The sequence below is a fragment of the Kitasatospora sp. NPDC004531 genome (assembly GCF_053602195.1).
The window spans coordinates 1-22,832 of sequence record NZ_JBSGDD010000104.1 but is presented as its reverse complement, the minus strand read 5'-3'; the positions used below and the strand labels follow the sequence as shown (position 1 = coordinate 22,832).

14 protein-coding genes and 1 pseudogene are annotated in these 22,832 nt (G+C 74.3%); 8 read left to right on the top strand and 7 right to left on the bottom strand.

The genetic code is table 11. The annotated features are described in order from the left end of the window. Both ACWEMJ_RS29485 and ACWEMJ_RS29480 read left to right on the top strand, forming a co-directional pair. A pseudogene (locus ACWEMJ_RS29485) lies at positions 1 to 256 on the top strand (hypothetical protein); the annotation flags it as partial. Between the two features lie 129 nt (positions 257 to 385). Continuing rightward, a complete protein-coding gene (locus tag ACWEMJ_RS29480; RefSeq protein ID WP_452140167.1) occupies positions 386 to 1,714 on the top strand; it encodes a GAF domain-containing protein in 1,329 nt (442 codons plus the stop codon). On the opposite strand, the gene ACWEMJ_RS29475 is transcribed toward ACWEMJ_RS29480, so the two are convergent. Next, the gene (locus ACWEMJ_RS29475; protein ID WP_452140166.1) at positions 1,711 to 2,202 is read right to left on the bottom strand and encodes an SsgA family sporulation/cell division regulator; all 492 of its coding nucleotides are present in this window, start codon (positions 2,200 to 2,202) and stop codon (positions 1,711 to 1,713) included. The two genes, ACWEMJ_RS29480 and ACWEMJ_RS29475, sit on opposite strands and share 4 nt — an antisense overlap. 293 nt (positions 2,203 to 2,495) lie before the next feature. Between ACWEMJ_RS29475 and ACWEMJ_RS29470 the strand changes: the two genes are divergently transcribed. Continuing rightward, complete coding sequence (locus tag ACWEMJ_RS29470) at positions 2,496 to 3,395, top strand: hypothetical protein (RefSeq protein ID WP_452140165.1); 900 nt, start codon at positions 2,496 to 2,498, stop codon at positions 3,393 to 3,395. A 1,118-nt stretch (positions 3,396 to 4,513) separates the two neighbouring features. On the opposite strand, the gene pepN is transcribed toward ACWEMJ_RS29470, so the two are convergent. After that, positions 4,514 to 7,021, bottom strand: a complete 2,508-nt coding sequence (gene pepN, locus ACWEMJ_RS29465; protein WP_452140164.1) for an aminopeptidase N — start codon at positions 7,019 to 7,021, stop codon at positions 4,514 to 4,516. Between the two features lie 127 nt (positions 7,022 to 7,148). Between pepN and ACWEMJ_RS29460 the strand changes: the two genes are divergently transcribed. The 3 genes from ACWEMJ_RS29460 to ACWEMJ_RS29450 all read left to right on the top strand — a co-directional run bounded on the left by ACWEMJ_RS29460 (position 7,149) and on the right by ACWEMJ_RS29450 (position 12,774). Beyond that, positions 7,149 to 8,303: a TerD family protein gene (locus ACWEMJ_RS29460; RefSeq protein ID WP_452140163.1), complete on the top strand. Its 1,155-nt coding sequence runs from the start codon at positions 7,149 to 7,151 to the stop codon at positions 8,301 to 8,303. Between the two features lie 91 nt (positions 8,304 to 8,394). Beyond that, a complete protein-coding gene (locus tag ACWEMJ_RS29455; protein WP_452140162.1) occupies positions 8,395 to 12,234 on the top strand; it encodes a DUF6531 domain-containing protein in 3,840 nt (1,279 codons plus the stop codon). 9 nt (positions 12,235 to 12,243) lie between these two features. Further along, on the top strand, positions 12,244 to 12,774 hold the full coding sequence (locus tag ACWEMJ_RS29450; RefSeq protein ID WP_452140161.1) for a hypothetical protein: 531 nt from the start codon (positions 12,244 to 12,246) through the stop codon (positions 12,772 to 12,774). A 63-nt stretch (positions 12,775 to 12,837) separates the two neighbouring features. Here ACWEMJ_RS29450 and ACWEMJ_RS29445 read toward each other — a convergent pair whose 3' ends face one another. Beyond that, positions 12,838 to 13,767 carry a proline dehydrogenase family protein gene (locus ACWEMJ_RS29445; protein ID WP_452140160.1) on the bottom strand — a complete coding sequence of 310 codons (930 nt, stop codon included), beginning with the start codon at positions 13,765 to 13,767 and terminating at the stop codon, positions 12,838 to 12,840. An 88-nt stretch (positions 13,768 to 13,855) separates the two neighbouring features. After that, entirely contained in the window at positions 13,856 to 15,484 is a 1,629-nt protein-coding gene (gene pruA, locus ACWEMJ_RS29440) for an L-glutamate gamma-semialdehyde dehydrogenase (RefSeq protein ID WP_452140159.1), read from the bottom strand. A gap of 242 nt (positions 15,485 to 15,726) precedes the next feature. Between pruA and ACWEMJ_RS29435 the strand changes: the two genes are divergently transcribed. Continuing rightward, entirely contained in the window at positions 15,727 to 17,322 is a 1,596-nt protein-coding gene (locus ACWEMJ_RS29435; RefSeq protein ID WP_452140158.1) for a PucR family transcriptional regulator, read from the top strand. Positions 17,323 to 17,391: 69 nt separating this feature from the next. Here ACWEMJ_RS29435 and ACWEMJ_RS29430 read toward each other — a convergent pair whose 3' ends face one another. The 3 genes from ACWEMJ_RS29430 to ACWEMJ_RS29420 form a co-directional block, all read right to left on the bottom strand. Further along, entirely contained in the window at positions 17,392 to 18,882 is a 1,491-nt protein-coding gene (locus ACWEMJ_RS29430) for an alkaline phosphatase PhoX (RefSeq protein WP_452140157.1), read from the bottom strand. 145 nt (positions 18,883 to 19,027) lie between these two features. Then, the gene (locus ACWEMJ_RS29425; RefSeq protein ID WP_452140156.1) at positions 19,028 to 20,134 is read right to left on the bottom strand and encodes a hypothetical protein; all 1,107 of its coding nucleotides are present in this window, start codon (positions 20,132 to 20,134) and stop codon (positions 19,028 to 19,030) included. Positions 20,135 to 20,312: 178 nt separating this feature from the next. After that, positions 20,313 to 21,899 carry a hypothetical protein gene (locus tag ACWEMJ_RS29420; RefSeq protein ID WP_452140155.1) on the bottom strand — a complete coding sequence of 529 codons (1,587 nt, stop codon included), beginning with the start codon at positions 21,897 to 21,899 and terminating at the stop codon, positions 20,313 to 20,315. Positions 21,900 to 22,260: 361 nt separating this feature from the next. Between ACWEMJ_RS29420 and ACWEMJ_RS29415 the strand changes: the two genes are divergently transcribed. Then, on the top strand, positions 22,261 to 22,832 hold a 572-nt coding region (locus ACWEMJ_RS29415), incomplete at its 3' end, for an MFS transporter (protein ID WP_452140154.1).

Here is a 22,832-nt window from a genome sequence, read left to right as displayed (position 1 = left end):
TCAGCCTCCACCTGCCCGAGAACGCCCACCTGCGCGCCCCGGGCTCGCCCCCGCCGCGACCGGCGGCCCCGTCCCGCGCCGGGTCCGCGCCCTGCTCACCCCCGCCCCGCCCCGCCACCGCCGCGCCGTGCGCACGCTGGCCGCTCTCGCCCTGGCCGGCTGCCTCGCCGCCACCGCGGCCACCGCCGCCGAGGCCGGCAGCGACCTGCACCGCGCCGTCGAGACCGCCCAGGGCGAGTACCCGGCCCACCCCTGACCGGCCGAACCGCCACAGAACCGATCATTTTGCACCGGCGGCCGCCCGGGGTGCGACCTTCCCCCTCCGGCTCGGCGTGTCCACGTCGACCGGCCTACGCTGACAGCCGACGTCGAGACGGGGGGACCCATGCAGCACGGCACCAGAGGCCACCGGCCGCCGACCCGCGTGCACGCCCCCGCCCACGCGTACGAACGGATCATGGCGGGCGAGCGGCCCACCCTCGACGAACCCCCGGTCCGGCCGGAGATCGAGGACTCCTGGGCCCGGCTGCGCCGCCTCGGACTCGACCCCGACCGCCCCCGAGAGACCACCCGCCTGACGCCCGCCGAACTGGAGGAGCTGCGCCGCACCACCGGCCTGGCCCCGGTGCTGCCCGCACTGCGCGCCACCCTGTTCACGCCCGGCGACTCCACCCCGCTGGTGCTGGCGGTCTCCGACCCGAAGGCCCGGGTGCTGTGGATGGACGGCGAACACCGGATGCGCCGCGCCGTGGACGCGATCGGCTTCGAACAGGGCGCGCTGTGGTCCGAGGACGAGGTCGGCACCAACGCCATCGGCCTGACCGCCCGCACCGGCCGCCCGTCCCAGGTGCACTCCGCCGAGCACTACCTGCGCAGCCACCACAACTGGAGCTGCTTCGGCGCCCCGATCCGCGACCCGCGCACCGGCCGCCCGATCGGCGTGCTCGACCTCAGCGGCCCGGCCGCCGGCGACCACCACTACCTGCGGCACCTCGCCGTCACCGCCGCCCGCCTCGCCGAGACCGAGCTGCGGGCCGCCCACCTGGAGGCCCTGCACCGGCTGCGCACCGTCGCCGTGCCGCTGCTGGCCCGCTTCGGCGACCCCGCGCTGGTGGTCGACCCGGCCGGCTGGACGGCCGCCGCGGTCGGCGTCCCCGCACCGCCCCGGCTGGCGGTGCCCACCGAGAGCTGGGAGGGCGGCGGGACGCACTGGGTGCCGACCCTCGGCGAGTGCGTGGTCGAGCCGCTGGCCGACGGCTGGCTGATCCGCCCGTCCGCGCCGCAGCCCGCCGCGGACGCCGAACAGGCCGGCGGCGGCCTGATCGAACTCGACCTGCGCCGCACCGACCGCCCCGAACTGCGGGTGAGCGGCAGCGCCGGCTCCTGGTCGCACACCCCGAGCCCCCGGCACACCGAGCTGCTCCTGCTGCTGGCCCTGCACCGCGACGGCCTGAGCGCCGCCGAACTCTCCGAGGCGCTGTTCGCCGAACCCGGCCGCACCGTCACCGTCCGCGCCGAACTCTCCCGCCTGCGACGGCACTTGGGCCACCTCCTGGAGGCCCGCCCGTACCGTCTGACGACCTGCGCCCAGGCCGTCGTGCACGGCCCGGACGACCCCTACGACCTGCTGCCCGGCTCCGCCGCCCCGGCCGTCCGGGCCCTGCGGGCGGACCTGGCGCACGGCGTGGTCCGCCTCCCGAGCGGGCGGCGCTAACCGAGCAGGCGCGCCAACTCCTCGTCGCTGGGGGACAGTTCGGGCTCCTGGCCGTCCGGGACGATCAGGTAGGTGCGTTCCAGCCAGGCTTTCACCTGCGGCCGGGACGCCTCCAGCAGCGCGCTGCCGTGCGGCGACTCCAGCGCCACGTGCAGGGTGAGGCCGTGGCACGGGCAGTGGGTGGGCCACAGCTTGACGTCGCCCTGGCCGCTCAGCGAGTCCAGGCCGTCGCGCAGCAGGTCCCGGGCGAAGAACCAGTCCGCCTCGTCGGGCCGCCCGGGGTGGAAGGTCAGCCGCACCTCGTACGGCGCGGCGGCGTCGTAGCGGAACCGGGTGCGCACCTCGCCGACCTGCTCCTCGTCCAGCGCGATCCGCAGCAGCAGCGTCTCCTCCACCACGGTGGGCGCAACGGCTGCGGCCGGTTCGCCGCCCGTGGGGGTGGCGGCGAGCGGCTGGTCGGACGGGGCTGGGAGCGGGTCGCGCGGCATGACGGTCTCTCCGTGGCGGCTGGGTACCTGCCAAGCGTGCTCCGGCGCACTCGACGCGTGCAACGGTTGCAGGGGGTTGCACACCGGGCCCCGCCGACCGCCCCCGGCCGCCCCGCCCGGCGGGCCCGGTCTCGATTCGCACCCCGGTTCGGTCGGGAATCTGGCGGCCCGTCAGTCCGCTGGTAGTCTCGTCCCTCCCGCACCGTTCCGCCGGACACCCCGGGCGGCAGCGGGTGCGGCGTCATGTTCGGACCGGACGCCAGACGCGGACCATACCCAGGAAGGGGAGCCCGGTGGCGCTCCGCGAGCACTCCCGGCCCGTCGCCGCGGGCCGGACCGGACGGCACGGCCGCCCCCGGCCCTTCGGCGGGCGGCTGCGGCTGCCGACCATCCGGTTCTCCGGCGCGGCCATGGCGATGTCCACCGTGGTCGGGATCAGCCTCGCCACCACCTGGCTGCTCAACGAGCAGCAGCAGATCGGCCGCCGCCCCGGCGTGACCGTCGGCGGCCCGCCGGTGCCCAGCCCCGACGCCACCGAACCGACGCCCGGCGAGACGCCCGTCGACGAGCGGTCCACCACCCAGGCCTCCCCCGCGCCGCCGCACGGCTCCGCGACCGCCGCACCCGCCCCCGGCGCCACCCGCCCCGCCGCCCGCCCGGCGGTCGCACCCGGCCCCGCCGCACCCTCCGCGCCGGCGGCCTCCACCACCCGGCCCGCGGCCCCCGCGACCCGGCCCGCGCCGTCGTTCACCGCCCCCGCGGTCGGCGACACCCACTCCTCGATGGCCCCGACGCCGTCCGCCTCGCCGGCCCCGCCCTCCCCCGCGCCCCTCACCGGCACCACCCGGGTCGACGCCCTGGGCCGCACCGGCACCCGGCACGTCCTGCAACTGCGCCTGGACGAGACGATGACGGCCCTCCAGGTCGAGTTCCGCCTCGCCCGCCCCGCCGCGCTCCCCGGCACCACCCCCGCCACCGACCTCCCCGGCGCGGTCGCCACCGTCGCCCTGGAGCGCGACACCCTGATCTACCGCTTCACCACCCCCGCCGACCACCCGCTCGCCCCCGGCCTCTACACCTTCACCGTCACCGGCGCCATCGCCGCCCCCACCCCCGAAACCCCCGAAACCTGGACCGCCTCCGCCTTCGCCCTCCCCACCCCCCGCGCCGTCGCCACCCGCGGCACCTTCTGACGCCCCCGCGCAGGCACCTCACGCCCTACGCCTGCGCCGGCCGCACGGGGGCCTTCAACTCCGTTGAGACAGAATCCGGTTCAGAAACCACCCAGCCCGCCGAGCACCCCCCTGCGGCACGAGCCGGATCAGCAGCCGGATGCCCGCGCGCCCCGACACCTCGCGCCCTACGCCTGCGCCGACCGAAGTGGATCCTTCAACTCCTTTGAGACGGAAGCCGGTTCAGAAACCACCCAGCCCGCCGAGCACCCCACCCCCCTGCGACACGAGCCGGATCAGCAACCGGCATGCCCGCGTGCCCCGACACCTCGCGGCCGGAGGCTGCACCAGCTACGCCGTGGCCCCGTCTCCGCCATGTGAGCGCGGGGGCTCAGCGGCCACGCCGCGCGCGCAGCGCCACACTCGCCCGCTGAGCGAAGCACCTCGGCCCAGGCCCCGCCCGACACAGCACCGCACCCACGCCCGCCCTGCCGGCCCCACCTCCCGCGCGAAGCACGCCAGTTCATCGATCATCCCGCCCGCAGCACCACGCCCCCGGCCCGGCACCTCGGGTCCCGCAGGCTGCGCCGGCCGAACCGGTTCCTTCAACTCCGCTGACACGGAAGCCGGTTCAGAAAACACCAAGCCCGCCGAGCACCCCACCCCCCTGCGACACGAGCCGGTTCAGCAGCCGGATGCCCGCGGCTCGCCCGACGCCTCGCGGCCGGAGGCTGCACCAGCTGCGCCGTGGCCCCCGTCTCCGCCATGTGAGCGGCCTCAGCGGCCACGCCGCGCGCGCCGCGCCACACTCGCCCGCTGAGCGAAGCACCTCGGCCCAGGCCCCGCCCGACACAGCACCGCACCCACGCCCGCCCTGCCGGCCCCACCTCCCGCGCGAAGCACGCCAGTTCATCGATCATCCCGCCCGCAGCACCACGCCCCCGGCCCGGCACCTCGGGTCCCGCCGGCTGCGCGGCAGCCCTCAACTCCGCTGCGGCGCAATCCGGTTCATCCGCCCCCGGCGGCGCGCAGCGCCGTGCCGCCACCCGCCGCCCACCGGAGAGCCTCAACCCTCCTGCGACTGGCGTTGGTTCACCCCCCACGGCGGGGGCACCCCGTGGCGCCCCCGCCGGTCACCGTCAGCTCTGCTCGAACGCCACCCGGACCGCCCGGGCGCGGCGCAGGTCGTCCGTGCAGTCGATCAGGTTGCGGCGCAGCGAGGGTGTCAACTCCGGGTCGGCCAGGGCCTGTTCGGCGGCGGCGAGCACCTCCGGGGTGGCCTGGGCGACCGGGTACAGGGTTTCGCCGAGCTGTCGCGCGATGATGTCGCCGCGGTTCGCGGCCTCGCCGATCCGCTCGAAGTACCGCAGCGCGTACTGCGCCTTCTCGGCCGTGTCGCCGGAGGCCCAGAAGCCGCGCGCGGTGGCCTCCAGCAGCCGGTTGGACATCGCGTCGGGCGTGAACAGGTCCCGCCAGGCGCGGGCCTTGGCGTCGGCGTCGGGCCGGGCGGCCCGGCAGCGGGCGGCGCCGAACTCGGCCTCGGTGCCGGGCTCGCGGGCGAGTTCCGCCGCGATCTGCGCCTCGTCGAGCCGGCCGAGCGCGGCCAGCCGCGCCAGCGCGGCCCAGCGCAGCTCGGGCCCGATCAGCAGCCCGGCGGGAACGTCCTCCCCGGCCAACCAGCCGCGCAGCTCCGCGAGTTGCTCGTCCCCGCCGGAGCTCTCCACGGCGGCCCGCAGCGCCGCCAGCCGGATGCCCTCCCGACCTTCGCCGCCGGCGGCGCCCAGCATCGCCCGCGCGGTCCGGCTGACGGCCGCCAGTCCCGCTTCCTGCCGGTCGCCCGTCAGGTAGCGGCCGACCACGTGCACGTGCGCGAACGTGAGCACCGCCTCGACGATCGCGTCCACCTGCTCGGCGGGCAGGTGCCGCTCCATCAGGTCGAGGTACCCGGCGGGGTCGAGCTCCGCGTCCCGGACCAGGTCGCGGGCGTGCGCCCACAGCACGGCGCGCGTGACGTCGTCCTCGACGGCGGACAGCGACTCGGTGACGAGCTGCCAGGAGTGCGCGTCGAGGCGGATCTTGGCCCAGGTGAGGTCGCCGTCGTTGGGGACGATCAGCTGCGCGCCGGCCTCGACCAGCGCGGGCACGGCGACCCGCCGGCCGGGGCCGAGCTCGACGGCGGCCCGGCCGACGGGGACGACCCGGCCGTCCTCGACCCGGTAGCCGCCGACCTCGATCAGGTGCGGCCGCTCGCCCTCGTTGACGACGGTGAGCGCGGTCAGCGTGCCGTCGGCGCCGCGTTCGGCCTCGGCGCGCAGGGTGTCGACGCCGCTGGTGCGCAGCCAGCTCTCGGCCCAGCCGTGCACGTCGCGGCCGCTGGCGGCGGCGAGCGCGTCCAGGAAGTCGGGCAGTTCGGCGTTGCCGAACAGGTGGTCGGCGAAGTAGGCGTTCAGGCCGGCGAAGAAGGCTTCGTCGCCGAGCCAGGCGACCAGCTGGCGCAGCGCGGAGGCGCCCTTGGCGTAGGAGATGCCGTCGAAGTTGACCATCGCCTCGGCGACCGAGCGGGTGCCGTTGCCGGCCACCGGGTGGGTGGAGGCGCGCTGGTCGGCGTCGTAGCCCCAGCCCTTGCGCTGCACGGAGAAGCCGGTCCAGGTGCCGGTGAAGCGGGTGGATTCGGCGGCGATCCGGTAGCCGAGCATCTCGGCGAAGGACTCGTTCAGCCACAGGTCGTCCCACCAGCGCATGGTGACCAGGTCGCCGAACCACATGTGGGCCATCTCGTGGCAGACCACCATGGCGCGGCGCTCGCGCTCGACGAAGGTGGCGGGGGTGCGGAACAGCATCTCGTCGCGGAACACCACGCAGCCGGGGTTCTCCATCGCGCCCCAGTTGAACTCGGGGACGAAGGCCTGGTGGTACTCGCCGAACGGGTAGCGCTCGTCGAAGAGTTCGTGCAGCCGGTCGAAGGAGGCGGCGGTCACCTCGAACAACTCGGCGGCCTCGCGGTCGAGTTCGGCGGCCAGCGAGCGGCGGGCGTGCAGGCCGAGCGGGATGCCGTCGTGTTCGCCGTAGACCGAGTGCAGCGGGCCGGCGACCACCGTGAACAGGTAGGTGGAGATCGGCCTGGTGGCGGCGAACTCCCAGCGCCCGGCCGCGGACTGGACCGGGGCGCCGTTGGAGACCAGGGTCCAGTCCTCGGGCGCGGTGGCGGTGAGGGCGATCGGGGCCTTCAGGTCGGGCTGGTCGAAGCAGGCGAACACCTTGGCGGCCAGGTCGGGGCCGCAGGTGGCGTACAGGTAGACGGCGTCGTCGGCCGGGTCGGTGTAGCGGTGCAGGCCTTCGCCGGTGCGCGAGTAGCGCATCTCGGCGTCGATCAGCAGCTCGTTCTCGGCCCGCAGGTCGGGCAGCGCGAGCCGGTTGCCGTCCAGGGCGGCCACGTCCAGCGGCCGCCCGTTCAGGACGGCCCGGTGCAGGGCGGCCGGTTCCAGGTCGACGAAGCTGTCGCTGCCGGGCTCGGCGCACCCGAACCGGATCACGGTGGTGCTGCCGAACCGGTCCGGTCCGCGGGTCAGGTCGAGGTCGACGGTGTAGCCGTGGACCTCCAACAGGCGGGCACGGACAGTGGCTTCGGCTCGTTGCAGTGCTGGCATGACTGCATGCTCGCCGAGCCTGCCCGGGCCCGGCAAGCGCGTTCGACCCGGATTCGCTGGTGGCGTACCCGGGGTGTTCGAGCGTGACGGCTAGGGTGTGTCGCGGCGGAGAGTCGAGGAGGAGCACATGGCGTCTGTTCTGGTGCAGGGCGGCAACGCGTCGCTCGGTGCGGGCCGGGTCGTGGTGGAGGTCACCGCGCCCAAGCAGTTGGACGTGTCGGGGCTGCTGCTCGGCCAGTCCGGCAAGGTCCGTTCGGACGCCGATTTCGTCTTCTTCAACGCGCCCACCGGCCCGGGCGTCACGCACCGCCCGGCCGCGGGCGGCGCCCCGGACGCGATCACCGTCGACACCTCGGCCGTGCCCGCCGACGTCACCCGGATCGTAATCACGGCCTCCCTCGACGACCGGCAGGCCACCTTCGCCGGCACCGAGCCCACCGCGACGGTGCGGGACGCCGACAGCGGCCGTGAGCTGTTCACCTTCACCCCGCCCCGGCTGAGCCGGGAGACCGCCCTGGTGGTGGTCGAGGTGTACCGGCGCGGCTCCGAGTGGAAGATCCGCGCGGTCGGCCAGGGCTACGCCAACGGCCTGGCCGGCATCGCCACCGACTTCGGCGTCAGCGTCGAGGACGCGCCGCCGCCCGCCCCGCAGGCCCCGCCCGTCCCGCAGGCCCCGCCGATGCCGTCCGGCTCCCCCGCGGTCGGCAAGGTCACCCTCGACAAGGGCCGGGTGAACCTGGTCAAGGGCGGCTCGGTGTCCCTGGAGAAGGCCGGCAAGCCGTACCTCGCCTCGGTCCGGATGGGCCTCGGCTGGGAGCCCGCCACCCGCGGCCGCGGCATCGACCTGGACGCCTCGGTGATCGCCTTCGACGCCCGCCGCGAGAAGCTCGACACCGCCTGGTTCATGAAGCTGTCCGTCTTCAACGGCGCCATCGCCCACTCCGGCGACAACCTCACCGGCAAGGGCGGCGGCGACGACGAGGCCATCACCGTCCACCTCGAAGGCCTCCCCGCCGAGGTCTGCGGCCTGGTCTTCGTCGTCAACTCCTTCTCCGGCCAGAAGTTCACCGACGTGAAGAACGCCTACTGCCGCCTCACCGACGCGGCCACCGGCGAGGAGCTCGTCCGCTTCGACCTCACCCACGCCGAGCCCCGCACCGGTGTCGCCATGTGCAAGCTGGTCCGCCAGTTCTCCGGCGAGTGGGTCATGACCGCCCTCGGCGAGTACGTCGACGCCAAGACCGCCCGCTCGATGGTCAAGCCTGCCGCCGCGATGCTCTGAACCACCTCCGCAACCGCCCCCCGCGCACTACCGTCTCTTCCAGCACGGCATCAACCGACCTGCTGGGCAAGGCCGTTCGCGGGGGGCTGCGGTGAGCAACCAGATCGTCAAGGCGCTGGAGCACGGGGCGCAGAAGCTCGGCAGGACGCTGGCGGAGGACGCCGGGAAGGCGCTGAAGGGCTTCTACCGCAAGGCCGGCGACAACCTGAAGAAGGTCGCCAAGAACGTCCGCGAGGTCGAGGAGAAGCACGCCAAGGACCTGGAGAAGATCTTCAAGGGCGACGGCAAGGGCGTCCCGCACCCGCGGGCGGGCGGCGGCGGGCGCGGCCGGGGCGGCGGCTCCCACCCGAAGGGCAAGGGCCGCGACCAGGTGAAGTCGCCGCGCACCGAGGGCCGTCCGCTGGACAGCCGGTGCGGCGGCGGCGAGCCCGTCGACATGGCCACCGGCCGGATGTACATCGACCACGTCGACGCCGCGCTGCCCGGTTCGCTGCCGCTGGAGTTCACCCGCAGCTTCGAGTCCGGCCTGCTGACGGGCCGCTGGATGGGCCCGAAGTGGATCTGCACCTTCGACGAGCGCCTGGAGATCGACGACCAGGGCGTCGTCCACATCCGCGCCGACCGCATCACCCAGGCCTACCCGCACCCGGAACCCGGCGACCCGGTGTACGCCTCGGCCGGCTCCCGCCGCGAACTCGACCTGGTCGACGGGAAGTTCACCGTCACCGACCCGTCGACCGGGCTGGTCCGCACCTTCACCCCCACGCCCGACGGCGACGAGGGCCTGCTCACCGAGGTCCGCGACCGCCACGGCCGCCACTACGCCCTCGCCTACGACGAGGACGGCGTCCCGCTCTCCATCACGCACTCCGGCGGCTACCGGCTCCTGGTCACCGTCGACAACGACCGCATCACCGCCCTGCGCCTGGCCGGCGCCACCGACACCGGCGGCGACGCGCTGCTGATGCGCTACGGCTACACCGACGGCCACCTGTCGGCCGTCTACAACTCCTCCGGCAAGCCGCTGCGCTTCGCCAACGACGGCACCGGCCGCGTCCTGTCCTGGACCGACCGCAACGACTCGCGCTACCACTACAGCTACGACTCGCTCGACCGCGTCACCGACGAGGGCGGCGGCGACGGCACCCTCCGCTTCCGGTTCACCTACTCCGATCCCGACCCCGCCACCGGCCTGCGCACCCACACCGAGACCAACGCCCTCGGCCACACCACCCGCTACCTGGTCGACGAGCACGCCCGGATCACCGCCGTCACCGACCCGCTCGGCCACACCGCCCGCTTCGAACGCGACGACTACGACCGCCTGCTGGCCCTCACCGACCCGCTCGGCCGCACCACCCGCTACGAGTACGACGGCGCCGGCGACCTCGTCGCCCTCACCCACCCCGACGGCAGCCGGGCCACCGCGTCCTACCACGCCACGGCGGGCCTGCCGGTACGGGTCACCGACCCGGGCGGCGGCAGCTGGCTCCAGGACTACGACGAGCGGGGCCTGCGCACCTCCCTCACCGACCCGCTCGGCGCCACCACCGTCTTCTCGTACGACGAGGCCGGCCACCTCACCGCCATCACCGACGCGCTGGGCCACACCACGCACGTCCGCTGCGACGCGGCCGGCCTGCCCGTCGAGATCGGCCGGCCCGCCGGCGCCACCGCCCGCTACCGGCGGGACGCCTTCGGCCGCACCGTGGCCGTCACCGACCCGGGCGGCGCCACCACCCGGCTGACCTGGACCACCGAGGGCAACCTGGCCTCCCGGACGACGCCCGACGGCGCCACCGAGTCCTGGAGCTACGACGGCGAGGGCAACTGCCTCACCCACACCGACCAGCTCGGCCGCACCACGGCCTACGAGTACACCCACTTCGAGACGCTCTCCGCCCGGACCACCCCCGACGGCGCCCGCGTCGAGTTCGCCCACGACGCCGACATGCGGCTCGTCGCCGTCACCGACGCCCTCGGCCGCCAGTGGCAGTACCGCTACGACGCCGCCGGGCGGCTCGTCGGCGAACGCGACTTCCACGGCCGCACCCGGAGCTACGAGCTGGACGCCGCCGGGCAGTTGACCGGCACGGTCCTGCCGCTCGGCGACCGGATCCGCTACACCTACGATCCGATGGGCCGGCTGACGGAGAAGGACGCCGCGGGCCGGATCACCCGCTACGCCTACGACGGCGCCGGGTTCCTGGTCGGCGCCGCCAACCCGGACGCCGAGGTCGCCCACACCCTGGACGCGCTCGGCCGGCCGACGGCCGAGGTGGTCAACGGACTGCGCCTCACCCACACCAGGGACGTCCTGGGGCGGCGCACCGCCCGCTCCACCCCCGCCGGCCACACCACCGCCTGGACGCTGGACCCGGCCGGCCGCACCACCGCGCTGGCCACCTCCGGCGGCACCCTCGACTTCGCGTACGACGCCACCGGACGCGAACGGCAGCGCACCATCGCCGGCCGGCTGACCCTCGCCAGCGACTGGGACGACCTCTACCGGCTGACCGGCCAGACCCTGACCGCGCCCCGGGGCCTGCTCCAGCAGCGGACCTACACCTACCGCCCCGACGGCAACCTCACCCGGGTCGACGACCTGCTGACCGGCACCCGCGCCTTCGAGCTGGACCCGGTCGGCCGGGTGACCGCCATCGACGCCGCGACCTGGTCCGAGCGGTACGCCTACGACGCGGCCGGCAACCTCACCGCCGCCGAGTGGCCCGCCGCCCCCGCCGCCCGGGCGGCCGTCGGGGAGCGCGCATACGCCGGCACCGAGCTGATCGGCGCCGGCCGCGTCCGCTACGAGCACGACGCCGCCGGCCGGGTGACCCTGCGCCAGGTCACCCGCCTGTCCAGGAAGCCCGACACCTGGCGGTACACCTGGGACGCCGAGGACCACCTGGTCGCGGTGACCACGCCCGACGGCACCCGCTGGCGCTACCTGTACGACCCGTTCGGCCGCCGGATCGCCAAGCAGCGGCTGGCCGCCGACGGGAGCGTCGAGGAGCAGACCGACTTCACCTGGGACGGCCCGACCCTCGTCGAACAGACCACCCGGGCGCCGTACCTCCCCGGCCCGCACACCCTGAGCTGGGACCACAAGGGCCTGGCCCCGGTCGCCCAGACCGAGACCGTCGCCGGCCAGGACCGGACCGACCGACGGTTCTTCGCCATCGTCACCGACCTGATCGGCACCCCGACCGAGCTCGTCGACCCCGCCACCGACACGATCGCCTGGCGCACCACGCCCACCCTGTGGGGCTACACCGCGTGGCCCGCCGACAGCACCACCTACACCCCGCTGCGCTTCCCCGGCCAGTACTACGACCCGGAGACCCGCCTCCACTACAACGTCAGCCGCTACTACGACCCCGAGACCGCCCGCTACACCAGCCCGGACCCGCTCGGCCTCGGCCCCGCGCCCAACCCCGACGCCTACGTCGGCAACCCCCACACCTGGACCGACCCGCTCGGCCTCTCGGCGCACCCCACCGTGCCGTCCACCCGTGGGCAGGCCGGCCGCCGGGCACCCGTCGTCGACATCGACCGGGCACAGCCCGGCTGGTCGCTGGACCAGCGCATCGGCCAGGCCGAGTCCCGGCTGCCCGAGTTCGCGCTGAACAACCGCAGCGCCCGGACCAGGAACCGCACCTACGTGGCCGCCGTGCACACGGAGACCGGGGACATCGCCTGGGCGTCGTCGGGAGGCGGGTACTGCGCCGAGGGCAACGCGCTGCTCGCCCTCGGCGGCGATCCGAGCAAGGTGAAGTTCACCGGCGCGCTGACCGTGGACGACGCCACCAAGCCCTTCACGGCCGTCCCCAAACGGGTCTGCGTCAACTGCCAGGGCGACTATCCCGACCGCTCGATCTTCGTCCCGGGGGTGCTCGGCGAACCGGGCGGCCCGTGGGGCGACCGTTAGGATCCCGGCATGACTTTCGTGGAATCGGAGATCAAGGCCCGGAACTGGGCTCAACTGCGGTGCGGATGCGGCCAGTCGGGCGCCCACCTCGCGGACGACCTGCTCCGGTTGACGCAGCGGACGGACGACGACCCGCACGGCGCCCGGCTGTTCGACGGGCACGCCTTCGACGATGTCGTCCTGTACGAGCCCGCACCGGCGATCGTCCCGGTCGCCCTGGCGGCGATCGCCGAACTCCGGGCGCCCGCGGCCCGGGCCAGGTTCCTCGACCTGCTGCTGTCGCTGGTCGCCGGCGACGGCACCACCACCGAAATCGCCCGCGAGGGACGGGACTTGGAGCAGGAGACGATCACCGCCTGCCAGGCCGGCCAGTGGCTGCTGTGCGCGGAGGTGCTGTCCGGCCGCTCGGGCGACCTGCCGACCAGGGCCTTCGAGGTGCTCACCGTCATCGACGACGACCGGGCCCGCCTGGAACGCCTCTGCCGGGCCGCCGGCGACGCCGTCGACCACTACGCGAAGCCGCCGTTCCAGGACCTGTGACCCGGCACGCCGACGGGGCCCGCGGCAACAAGCCGCAGGCCCCGTCGGACAGTTGACGCTAAGTCAGCCGCGGGTCGCCATCGCCCGCAGGAAGAACGTCAGGTTCGCCGGGCGCTCCGCCAGGCGGCGCATGAAGTAGCCGTACCACTCCTGGCCGTACGGCAGGTACACGCGCATGGTGTTGCCGGCCTCGGCCAGGCGCAGCTGCTCCTCGGGGCGGATGCCGAACAGCATCTGGTACTCGAAGGAGGTGACGTCGCGGCGGTTCCACTCGGCCAGCTGGCCCGCGATCTTGATCATGTTGGGGTCGTGCGAGGCCACCATCGGGTAACCCTGGCCCGCCATCAGGACCTTGAGCGCGCGGACGTACGCGAGGTCGACCTCGCGCTTGCCCTGGAAGGCCACCGACTCGGGCTCCTTGTAGGCGCCCTTGCAGATCCGCACCCGCGAGCCCTCGTGGGCGAGGTCGCGGCAGTCGGCCTCGGTGCGGCGCAGGTAGGCCTGCAGCACGACGCCCAGCCACGGGAAGTCGGCGCGCAGCTCGCGGGCGATGGCGAGGGTGGAGTCGGTGGTGGTGTGGTCCTCCATGTCGAGGGTCACCGTGGTGCCGGCGTCGGCCGCGGCCTGGCAGATCCGGCGGGCGTTCTCCAGCGCGATCTTCTCGCCGTCGACCGGCAGGAACTGGCCGACCGCGGAGAGCTTGACGGAGACCTCGGCGTCGGCGGCGAGGCCGGTCTCCTTGAGGGCGGTCAGCAGGTGCTCGTACGCCAGCGCGGTGCCGGCGGCCTGGGAGGCGTCCTTGGTGTCCTCGCCGAGGTGGTCGAGGGTGACCTTGCGGCCGCTGTTGACCAGCGTCTCGGTCGCGCTCACGCCCTGGTCGAGGCGGTCGCCGGCGACGAAGCGCTCGACTATCGCGTGGGTGGGCGGGAACTTCTCGACCATGGTGCGCACCTGCGGGGAGCGCGAGGCGGCGAGGAGGGCGGAACGGAGCATCGTGGACTCCCGATCAAGGATCAGCTGGTGGCGAGAGGCGCGGGACGGCCGGGGTGGCGGCCGCCCCGCGGGAAAGCACTGGGCTTGGTCAGCCCATGTGCGGGTAGCGGTAGTCCGTCGGCGGGACGAACGTCTCCTTGATGGACCGGGTGGACGTCCAGCGCATCAGGTTCTGCTTGGCGCCGGCCTTGTCGTTGGTGCCGGAGGCCCGGCCGCCGCCGAAGGGCTGCTGGCCGACGACGGCGCCGGTCGGCTTGTCGTTGATGTAGAAGTTGCCGGCGGCGTTGCGCAGGACGCGCATCGCGTGCTGCACGGCCTCGCGGTCCTGGGCGATGATCGAGCCGGTCAGGCCGTACGCCGACACCGACTCCATCTGCGCGAGCATCTCGTCGTACTTCTCGTCCTCGTAGACGTGCACGGCGAGGATCGGGCCGAAGTACTCGTCCTTGAAGTACTCGGCGGCCGGGTCCTTGCAGACCAGCACGGTCGGGCGGACGAAGTAGCCCACCGAGTCGTCGTACGTGCCGCCGGCCAGCACCTCGACGTCCGGGTCGGCCTGGGCGCGGTCGATCGCGGCCTTGTTCTTGGCGAACGAGCGCTCGTCGATCACGGCGCCCATGAAGTTCGCCAGGTCGCTGACGTCGCCCATGGTGAGCCACTCGACCTCGTCGCGGAAGTCGTCCTTCAGCTCGGCCCAGATCGAGGCCGGGACGTACGCGCGGGACAGCGCCGAGCACTTCTGGCCCTGGAACTCGAAGGCGCCGCGGGTCATCGCGGTCTTCAGGATCGCCTTGTCGGCGGACGGGTGGGCGACCAGGAAGTCCTTGCCGCCGGTCTCGCCGACGATCCGCGGGTAGGTGCGGTAGCCGGAGATGTTGGTGCCGACCTCGCGCCACAGGTGCTGGAAGGTCGCGGTGGAGCCGGTGAAGTGGATGCCGGCCAGCTCGGGGTGCTTGAGCGCGACCTCGGAGACCGCCAGGCCGTCGCCGGTGACCATGTTGATGACGCCCTTGGGCAGGCCCGCGGCCTCCAGCAGCTGCATCAGGTAGTGCGCGGCGAACTGCTGCGTCGGGGACGGCTTCCAGATCACCACGTTGCCCATCAGCGCGGGCGCGGTCGGCAGGTTGCCGGCGATCGCGGTGAAGTTGAACGGGGTGATCGCGTAGACGAAGCCCTCCAGCGGGCGGTGGTCCGTGCGGTTCCACACGCCGTCCGAGGAGATCGGCTGCTCGGCCAGGATCTGCCGGGCGAAGTGCACGTTGAAGCGCAGGAAGTCGACCAGCTCGCAGGGGGTGTCGATCTCCGCCTGCTGGGCGGTCTTCGACTGGCCGAGCATGGTGGCGGCGGCCAGCGTCTCGCGCCACGGGCCGGCCAGCAGGTCGGCGGCGCGCAGGAAGATCGCGGCGCGCGAGTCGAAGGAGAGCGCCTGCCACGCGGGGGCGGCGGCCAGCGCGGTGTCGATGGCCTCGCGGGCGTCGTCCTGGGTGGCGTTGCGGAGCGTGCCGAGCCGGGCCGCGTGGTTGTGCGGCTGCACCACGTGGATCTCGGAGCCGCCGCCGAGGCGGTGCTCACCGTTGATCGTCATGGTGAGCTGGATCGGCCCCTGGCCGCCCAGCTCCTTCAGCTTCGCCTCCAGGCGGGCCCGCTCGGGGCTGCCCGGGGCGTAGCTGTGGACCGGCTCGTTCACCGGTGCGGGGACCTGGGTCACAGCATCCATGGCGCACGCTCTCCTTCTCGTCATGGGACGCCGACGCGGGTCGCACGTCGGCCATGGGGGGAACGCTATTCCCCGCCACCGGCACGTGATGTTGGCCGCGCCGCCAAAGTCCCCCGCTCGCTGTTGTCCGCCCGGACGAACACCGTCACGCCCCGGTCACGGCCGCCGAATCCTGTCCGGCTCACTAACATCGGAGCCGGGATGTTGTCCGTCCCGACGAAGACCCGACGAAGGACCACCACATGAACGGCCTGCCGCTGCGCCAGCTGCTGATGTCGCTCGGCGAACCGCTGGTCGAACTCCAGGCCGCGCCGGCCGGCCTGGACGTCCCGGTCCGCCACGTCGCCATCCTCGACCCGGAGGACCCGCCGACCGCCGCCCCGGGCGAACTCGTCCTCGCCATCGGCGCCCGCGGCCGCGCCGCCCTCCCCGCGCTGCGCGCCGCCGGCCGCGCCCGGGCCGCCGCCGTCGCCGTCAAGCTCGACGGCCCCGGCCAGGCCGCCGCGCTGCGCGAGGCCGCCACCGAGGCCGGCGTCGCCCTGCTGTCGGTGCGCCGCGAGACCCGCTGGGAGCATCTCGACTCACTGGCCCGCACCCTGCTCACCGGCCCGGACAGCGGCGAACCCGCCGAGGCCGACACCGGCGACCTGTTCTCGCTGGCCCAGACCGTCGCCGTGCTCACCGGCGGCATCGTCTCGATCGAGGACACCTCCAGCCGCGTCCTCGCCTACTCCCGCACCTCCGACTCCGACGAGGTCGACGACCTGCGCCGGCTGTCCATCCTCGGCCGCCAGGGCCCCGAGCCGTACCTCGCCAAGCTCCGCGAATGGGGCGTCTTCTCCCACCTGCGCGGCTCCGACGGCGCCATCGAGATCGACGCCCACCCCGAGCTCGGCATCCGCCGCCGCCTCGCCATCGCCATCCGCTCCGGCGCCCAGCCGCTCGGCACCATCTGGGTCCAGGAGGGCGCCCGCCCCCTCACCGCGAACGCCGCCCAGGCCCTGGTCGGCGCCGCCCGCGTCGCCGCCGGCCAACTGGTCCGCCGCCGACGGGAGTTGACGGCCGACGCCCGACTCACCCAGACCCTGCTCACCGGCCTGCTGGAAGGCTCCACCGGCCCCCAGTCGCTCGCCACCCACCTCGGCCTCGACCTGCGCCGCCCGGCCACCGTGCTCGCCTACGCCCCGGCCGCCACCACCGAACGCGACGCCGAACTCTCCCGCGACGAGGTCACCGGCCTGATCTCCGTCCACACCGCCGCCCGCCACCGCGGCGCCCTGCTCGCCCCCGTCGACTCCCGCATCTACGTCCTGCTCCCCGAACTCCCGCCCGGCCTCCCCCAGGCCACCCTGCGCGACTGGGCCCAGGAGACCGTCGACGCCGCCCGCACCCACCTCGCCATCCCGCTGCGCGCCGCCATCGGCCCCACCGTCCCCGCCCTCGCCGACGTCCCCGCCTCCCGCGCCCAGGCCGACCGCATCCTCGACGCGATGAGCCGCGGCAACGTCGCCCCCGACGTCGCCGCCCTCCACGACGTCCAGGCCGAGGTCCTGGTCTCCGAGGTGCTCGCCCTCCTCCACGACCGCCCCGAACTCCGCGACCCCCGCCTCACCGCCCTCACCACCTACGACGCCCGCCACCACACCCGCCTCGCCGAATCCGTCCTCGCCTACCTCGACGCCCTCGGCGAGGTCCGCACCGCGGCGGACGCCCTCCACATCCACCCCAACACCCTGCGCTACCGCGTCCGCAGAGCCGAACAACTGACGGGCCTCGACCTGACTCAACCTCAGCAACGCCTCCTCGCCATGCTCCAGTTGAAGCTCGCCGAGTCCTGAGCGGCCAAACGGCAAGATCCGCCCGTAGGAGAGCAACAACCCTCCCCGGGCGGATCCACCGTCAGCGCGTCACATCCGGTGCCACGGCCCCGTGATCGCCAGCATGATCCCCGGCTCCTGGATGTTCGCGAACAGCGTCCGCCCGTCGTGCGAGAACGTCACACCCGTGAACTCGCTGAACTCCGGCTTCTCCGCCGACCCGAGGTTCAGCTCGTTGCGCGCCAGCGCGTACGTCCGCCCGTCCGCCGTCGTCCCGAACAGGTGCTGCAGCCCGTTGCCGTCCTCCGCGATGATCAGGCCGCCGTGGGGCGAGACGGTGATGTTGTCGGGCCCGTCGAAGTTCCCCTTGTCCGTCCAGATGTCGGCGTTGACGCCGAGGATCACCTTGAGCGTCAGCGTCCGCCGCACCGGGCTGTAGAACCACACCTGCCCGTCGTGCTGCAGCGGCGACTCCTCACGGGCGAACGAGGAGACGAAGTAGATGCCGCCGTCGCCCCACCACATGCCTTCGAGCTTGCGGGCGCGGGTGATCTCGCCGTCCTTGAACTGCTTGCGGATCGACACCGAGCGCGCGTCGCGGTCCGCGACCTTGACCCAGTCCGCGCCGTAGGTGGTGCCGGGCTTGGTGGCCCGGGACAGGTCGTCGACCAGCTTGCCCTGCGAGTCGAACGCCTTGAGCGCCTCCAGCACGCCCGCGTCGGCGGCCAGCGTGCGCAGCTTGCCCTTGCCGTGCTTGAAGCCGGCCGGCGGCGTCCAGCGGTAGAAGAGGCCGTTCGGCTTGGACGCGTCCTCCGTCAGGTACGCGTGGCCGCGCTTCTCGTCGATGACGACGGCCTCGTGCGCGAACCGGCCGAAGGCCTTGATCGGGCGCGGGTCGCGGTTGGCGTCCTGGTCGTGCGGGTCGACCTCGAAGACGTAGCCGTGGTCCTTGGTGAAGCCGTTGGTGCCGGCCTTGTCCTCGGTCTCCTCGCAGGTCAGCCAGGTGCCCCAGGGGGTGGCCCCGCCCGCGCAGTTGGTGGCGGTGCCGGCGATGCCGACCCACTCGCGCACCTGCCGCTTGCCGTGGCCCTTCCCGTGGCCGTTGCCGTTGCCGTGGCCGTTGCCGTGCCCCGACACCTCGACGACCGTGCAGCCGCCGGCCGCCGCCGGGTCGTACACGTGGCCGGCCAGCAGCGGCACCGGGTGCGGCCAGTTCGCCCGCGGACCGGCCAGCTCGTGGTTGTTGACCAGCAGGGTCGCGCCGTGGCGGCCCTCGAACGCGGCGGTGCCGTCGTGGTTGCTGGGGGTGCTCTCGCCGGTGACCAGCGTGGTGGTGCCGGTGCGGGTGATGATCTCGTACGAGAAGCCCTTCGGCAGCGCCAGGACGCCCTGCGGGTCGGACACCAGCTCGCCGTAGCCGACCGCGGTGTGCCCGCCGCCCTTGGCGACGGCGGCCTCGCCGCCCGCGGGAGCCGCGATCGCACCGGGGGCGGTGGCCAGCACCTCGGCGCTGCCGGCGATCAGGACGCCTGCGCCGAGTACGGTCGAACGGTTCACGAAGTCCCGGCGGGACAGCGACATGGCGGTCACTCCTGAAGGGGGAGGGTGTGGGTCGGTGACCGAAAGATTCCGGGCCCCGGATGAACCGGACGTGAACCCGGCGCAGCGTCGACGTGCCGATTGACCATCCGGTTTGCCAACCCGAAACCGCCCCCTGACCGACCCTTTACCGCCTGGCGCGATGCTGGGTACGCTCGACGCGCCACTGCTCCCACGCGGTCAGCCAGGCGTCCTCGGTGCCGGACGGCAGCTCCGGCGTGCCCCCGACCCACAGCCGTTCCCAGGCGCGCTGCGCGGGCAGGCTGGGCACCTCGCTGGCGAACACCGTGTACCGCACCACTTCCTCGATGGCCGCCGCGCCCTCCGCGGTGTCGGTCAGCCAGTCCACGTGGTGGGCGAGCCGGCCGAGGTGGTTGACCATCGAGGTGATCGCGGCGTCGGCCTCGTCCCGGGTCTCGGAGGCGAGCCGCATCTGCTGGCGCACCACGGTCTCCCAGCGGGCCTTGCGGTCGTCGCCGCGCAGGTGCCGGGGCAGCCGGGCGGAGCGGCCGGCCCGCAGTTGGGCCGCCACGGCGGTGGCCCGGGCGATGCCGTGCTCGACGAGTTCGCGGTGGGCTCTCAGGCCCAGTTCGCCGGGCGTCGGCTCGGGCGGGGGCGCGGCCGGGTCGGGCCGGCGGGCGGCCAGCGCGCGCAGCTGCGCGGTGCGGCCGATGATGTACTGCTCGAAGTCGGCGATCCGGCGCAGTTCGATGGCGCCGGGCGGCACCCCGCGTCCGGTGACGGTGACGGTCGCGCCGTCCATCCACAGCCGGCCGGCCCAGACGGTGCCGGCGCCGGGGCGGCGGTCCTCGTGGATCTGCACGGCGCGCGGGTCGCCGTCCACGCCGATCCACTCGCGCAGCGCCCGCACGCCGCCGGGGGTGTCGCCCTCGTCGATGCCGAGGTGCTCGTACACCCGGTCGCGTTCGTCCTCGACCACGTCCTCCAGGTCGGGCAGTGGCTCGGCGATGTCCGCGCCGGGGCGGTAGGTGCGCACCGTCACGTACGGTCCGTCGACCGAGTTCCAGTCGCCGGAGCGGACCTCGACCCAGCCGAGGACGCCGTTGTCGATGCCGAACTCGGCGAGCACGTCCCGCCCGGGCAGGCCGCCCGCGCGGTGCTCCCAGCCGAACACCGGGAACCCGGCCGCGGCCAACACCCGTCGGCTGTACGCCTCCTGGTCCGCGTAGAGCTCCTCGATCTCCCACGGCCCACTCGCGTGCTGCCTCTTCATCGCTCGCCGCACCCCCGGCACTCGCCACACCGTTCTGCCGCCGGGCGGGCCCGACGGGTAATGGTGCCGGGCGGGCCCGGCACCGCCCCACCTTACGGCCCGGGGAACCTGTCGATCCATCAGCTTCTTGGCGGGCTTTCGACACCGGGACGCGGCGGGCCCGCGCCCCGGCGGCCGGTCAGCCCCGGGCGCGCAGCGAGCGGGCCTTGATCGCGGCCCGCCGCGCCTCCTTGGCGACCTTCCGGTCCAGGTGCAGCGCGCCGATCACGTCCAGCACCTCGACGGTCAGCGGGTGCGGCACCCGCCAGATCTCGCCGAAGTAGCTGGCGGGGTTGTCGGTGACGGGCAGGTCGGCGACCAGCGCCTGCAGGCGGGCGCCCTCGCCGGCGGTGAGCAGCAGCACGGCGGCCACCGAGTCGACCACCCGCCACAGCGCGGCGGGGCGCTCGGCGGCGGCGACGTCCTCGCCGCGGGCGCGCAGCCACTCGCGGGCCAGGCCGCCGAGCTCGGGGTCGTCGACGAACTCCCGGACGGCGGGGACGGCGCCGTCGCCGAGCTCGCCCAGCGCGACCGCGCAGTAGTGGCGGCGCAGCGGCGAGCGGTTGTCGCGCCCCTGCCCGCCGGCCAGCAGCTCGCGGGCGGCGGCGGCCGGGTCCTCGCGGGCGGCCAGCCAGGCCTTCAGTTCGGGCTCGGCGAACCGGGTGGCGCCCTCGGTGACGGCGCGCAGCAGCGCGCCGCCGTCGAGGTCCGCCCGGTCGCCGATCAGCGGGGCGTCGTAGCCGTCGGCGATCAGCCACTCGCGGACGGCGTACTTGCCCAGCTCGGTGAGCCGGACGGTGCCGAACCGGGCGGCGTCCTCGTCGGTGAGCGGCGGCTCGGGCTCGGCGGTCTCCTCGTCGTCCTCCTCGAACAGCTCGGGGTCGATCGGGCTGTGCTCGACCAGTCCGAGTTCGGCGAGGTCGGCGAACATCGGGTCGAGGACGATCATCAGGTCGGTGATCTCGCCGAGCATCTCCTCGTCGGGCTCCTCGCCGTCGGGCACCACCAGCAGCGCGGCCAGCACGCCCAGCGGGACGGTGTCGGCGCCGGGGTCGGTGAACGCGCTGGTCTCGTACAGCACGGTGAGCGCGTCGGTGAGGATCTCCTCGGCCTCCTCCCGGGCGTCCTCCACCTCGGCCAGGCCGTCGGCGTCCTCGGCGGCGGCGTTCACGTCGCCCTCGACCACCTCGGGGTCGACCGACTCGGCCTCGACGGCGAGTTCGCGGACCAGCTCGGCGGCCTCGAACCACAGGCCGAGCACGGCCGCCGGCTCGCCGGCCTCGACGGCCGGCACGTCGGGGCCGGGCACCGCGATGTGGGCGCCGCCCTCGGTGGTGCCGGTCTCCACCACGCCGAGGTCGCAGGCCAGCGCCCAGGCGCGCATCGCCTCGACCACGTCCTCCTCGTCCGGGTCCTCGAAGCCGAGCATCCGGGCGGCCCGGACGCGGTCCTCGGGGCCCAGGTCGCCGTGCTCGTCGACGTCGCGGTGCGGGTCGACCCAGCGGGCCAGCGCCACCACCCGGGCGATCAGCGGGACGGCGAGCGCGGCGTCGGCGAGCGCGCGGTCGTCGGGCAGTTCGACCGGCGGGATCAGCACCGCGGTGTCGTCGGGGTCCTCGTCGCCGCTCTGCGAACCGTAGAGCTCGGCGAGGTCGTAGTCGGCGGGCAGCAGGCCCTCGGCGTCGGACGGCTGCTGCTCGGGGGTGTAACGGCTTCGTCCGGCCATCGCGCGCGATCTCCCGCATAGTTCCTCGGAGGGCGCCGCCGCCCCTGGGGCGACCCCGGCGGGGCTCCGGCGGCGCGGGCCCGGTGTGTCGGCCCGTCAACCCAGCGTATCGGCCGCCACCACCGAACGCGTGAGCTGCGCGGGCGTCCCCCCGAACGAGTGGGACGGTGCGGCCGAACGAGTGCCCGGGTGCACGTATCCTTCGGTGGGCGTCGCGCACACCCCCGCGCGTGCGCCCCCGGAGCGACGAGGCTCCGACTCCCCTTTCATGTGCACACCCGCACCGTTCGGGCCACACCGCCATGCCACCACTCCCGGCCTGGCCGTACCCGACGGCGCCCGGCCACAGGAGACCCCTGCCATGGCGGACCTCTCCCCCGCCGGCCCCGGCCTGAGCACCGCTCAGTACGCCGGCCGCCGACTGTCGGAGGCCCTGCTTCCCCTGGAACTCGCCCCGCGCGGGCAGCTCCAGCTCTCCGCGATCAGCCGCTGGAACGCGCTGCGCGGCATCCGCGTCGGCCTGGTGGCCGCCGCCCTGCTGCTGATGCTGATCGGCGCCAACCTGGTCACCCCGCTCTACCCGACCCTCCAGGTCCGGCTCGGGCTGACCCCGCTCGACACCACGATCCTGTTCACGGTCTACGTGTTCGCCCTGGTCCCGGTGCTGGCCGCGGTCGGCCACTGGTCGGACCACCTGGGCCGGCGCGCCATGATCCTGCCCGCCGTGGCGCTGTCCGCCGCCGGCGACGCGGTCTTCGCCACCGCCGACTCGTTCTGGCAGCTGGCCGCCGGACGCGCCGTCCAGGGCATCGCCGTCGGCCTGTCCACGGGCGCGGCGGGCGCCGCCCTCGGCGACCTGCTGCCCGACCGCCCCACCCTGGCCGCCAAGCTCACGCTGGCCTGCTCGGCCGGCGGCGTCGCCCTCGGCCCGCT

Bases quoted from the DNA above. Each gene is read 5' to 3' on its own strand.
- ACWEMJ_RS29475 (WP_452140166.1), bottom strand. From the start codon at position 2,202: ATGCCGCGCGACCCGCTCCCAGCCCCGTCCGACCAGCCGCTCGCCGCC.
- ACWEMJ_RS29430 (WP_452140157.1), bottom strand. From the start codon at position 18,882: ATGTCGCTGTCCCGCCGGGACTTCGTGAACCGTTCGACCGTACTCGGC.
- ACWEMJ_RS29480 (WP_452140167.1), top strand. From the start codon at position 386: ATGCAGCACGGCACCAGAGGCCACCGGCCGCCGACCCGCGTGCACGCC.
- ACWEMJ_RS29425 (WP_452140156.1), bottom strand. From the start codon at position 20,134: ATGAAGAGGCAGCACGCGAGTGGGCCGTGGGAGATCGAGGAGCTCTAC.
- ACWEMJ_RS29445 (WP_452140160.1), bottom strand. From the start codon at position 13,767: ATGCTCCGTTCCGCCCTCCTCGCCGCCTCGCGCTCCCCGCAGGTGCGC.
- ACWEMJ_RS29420 (WP_452140155.1), bottom strand. From the start codon at position 21,899: ATGGCCGGACGAAGCCGTTACACCCCCGAGCAGCAGCCGTCCGACGCC.
- ACWEMJ_RS29435 (WP_452140158.1), top strand. From the start codon at position 15,727: ATGAACGGCCTGCCGCTGCGCCAGCTGCTGATGTCGCTCGGCGAACCG.
- pepN (WP_452140164.1), bottom strand. From the start codon at position 7,021: ATGCCAGCACTGCAACGAGCCGAAGCCACTGTCCGTGCCCGCCTGTTG.
- pruA (WP_452140159.1), bottom strand. From the start codon at position 15,484: ATGGATGCTGTGACCCAGGTCCCCGCACCGGTGAACGAGCCGGTCCAC.
- ACWEMJ_RS29460 (WP_452140163.1), top strand. From the start codon at position 7,149: ATGGCGTCTGTTCTGGTGCAGGGCGGCAACGCGTCGCTCGGTGCGGGC.
- ACWEMJ_RS29450 (WP_452140161.1), top strand. From the start codon at position 12,244: ATGACTTTCGTGGAATCGGAGATCAAGGCCCGGAACTGGGCTCAACTG.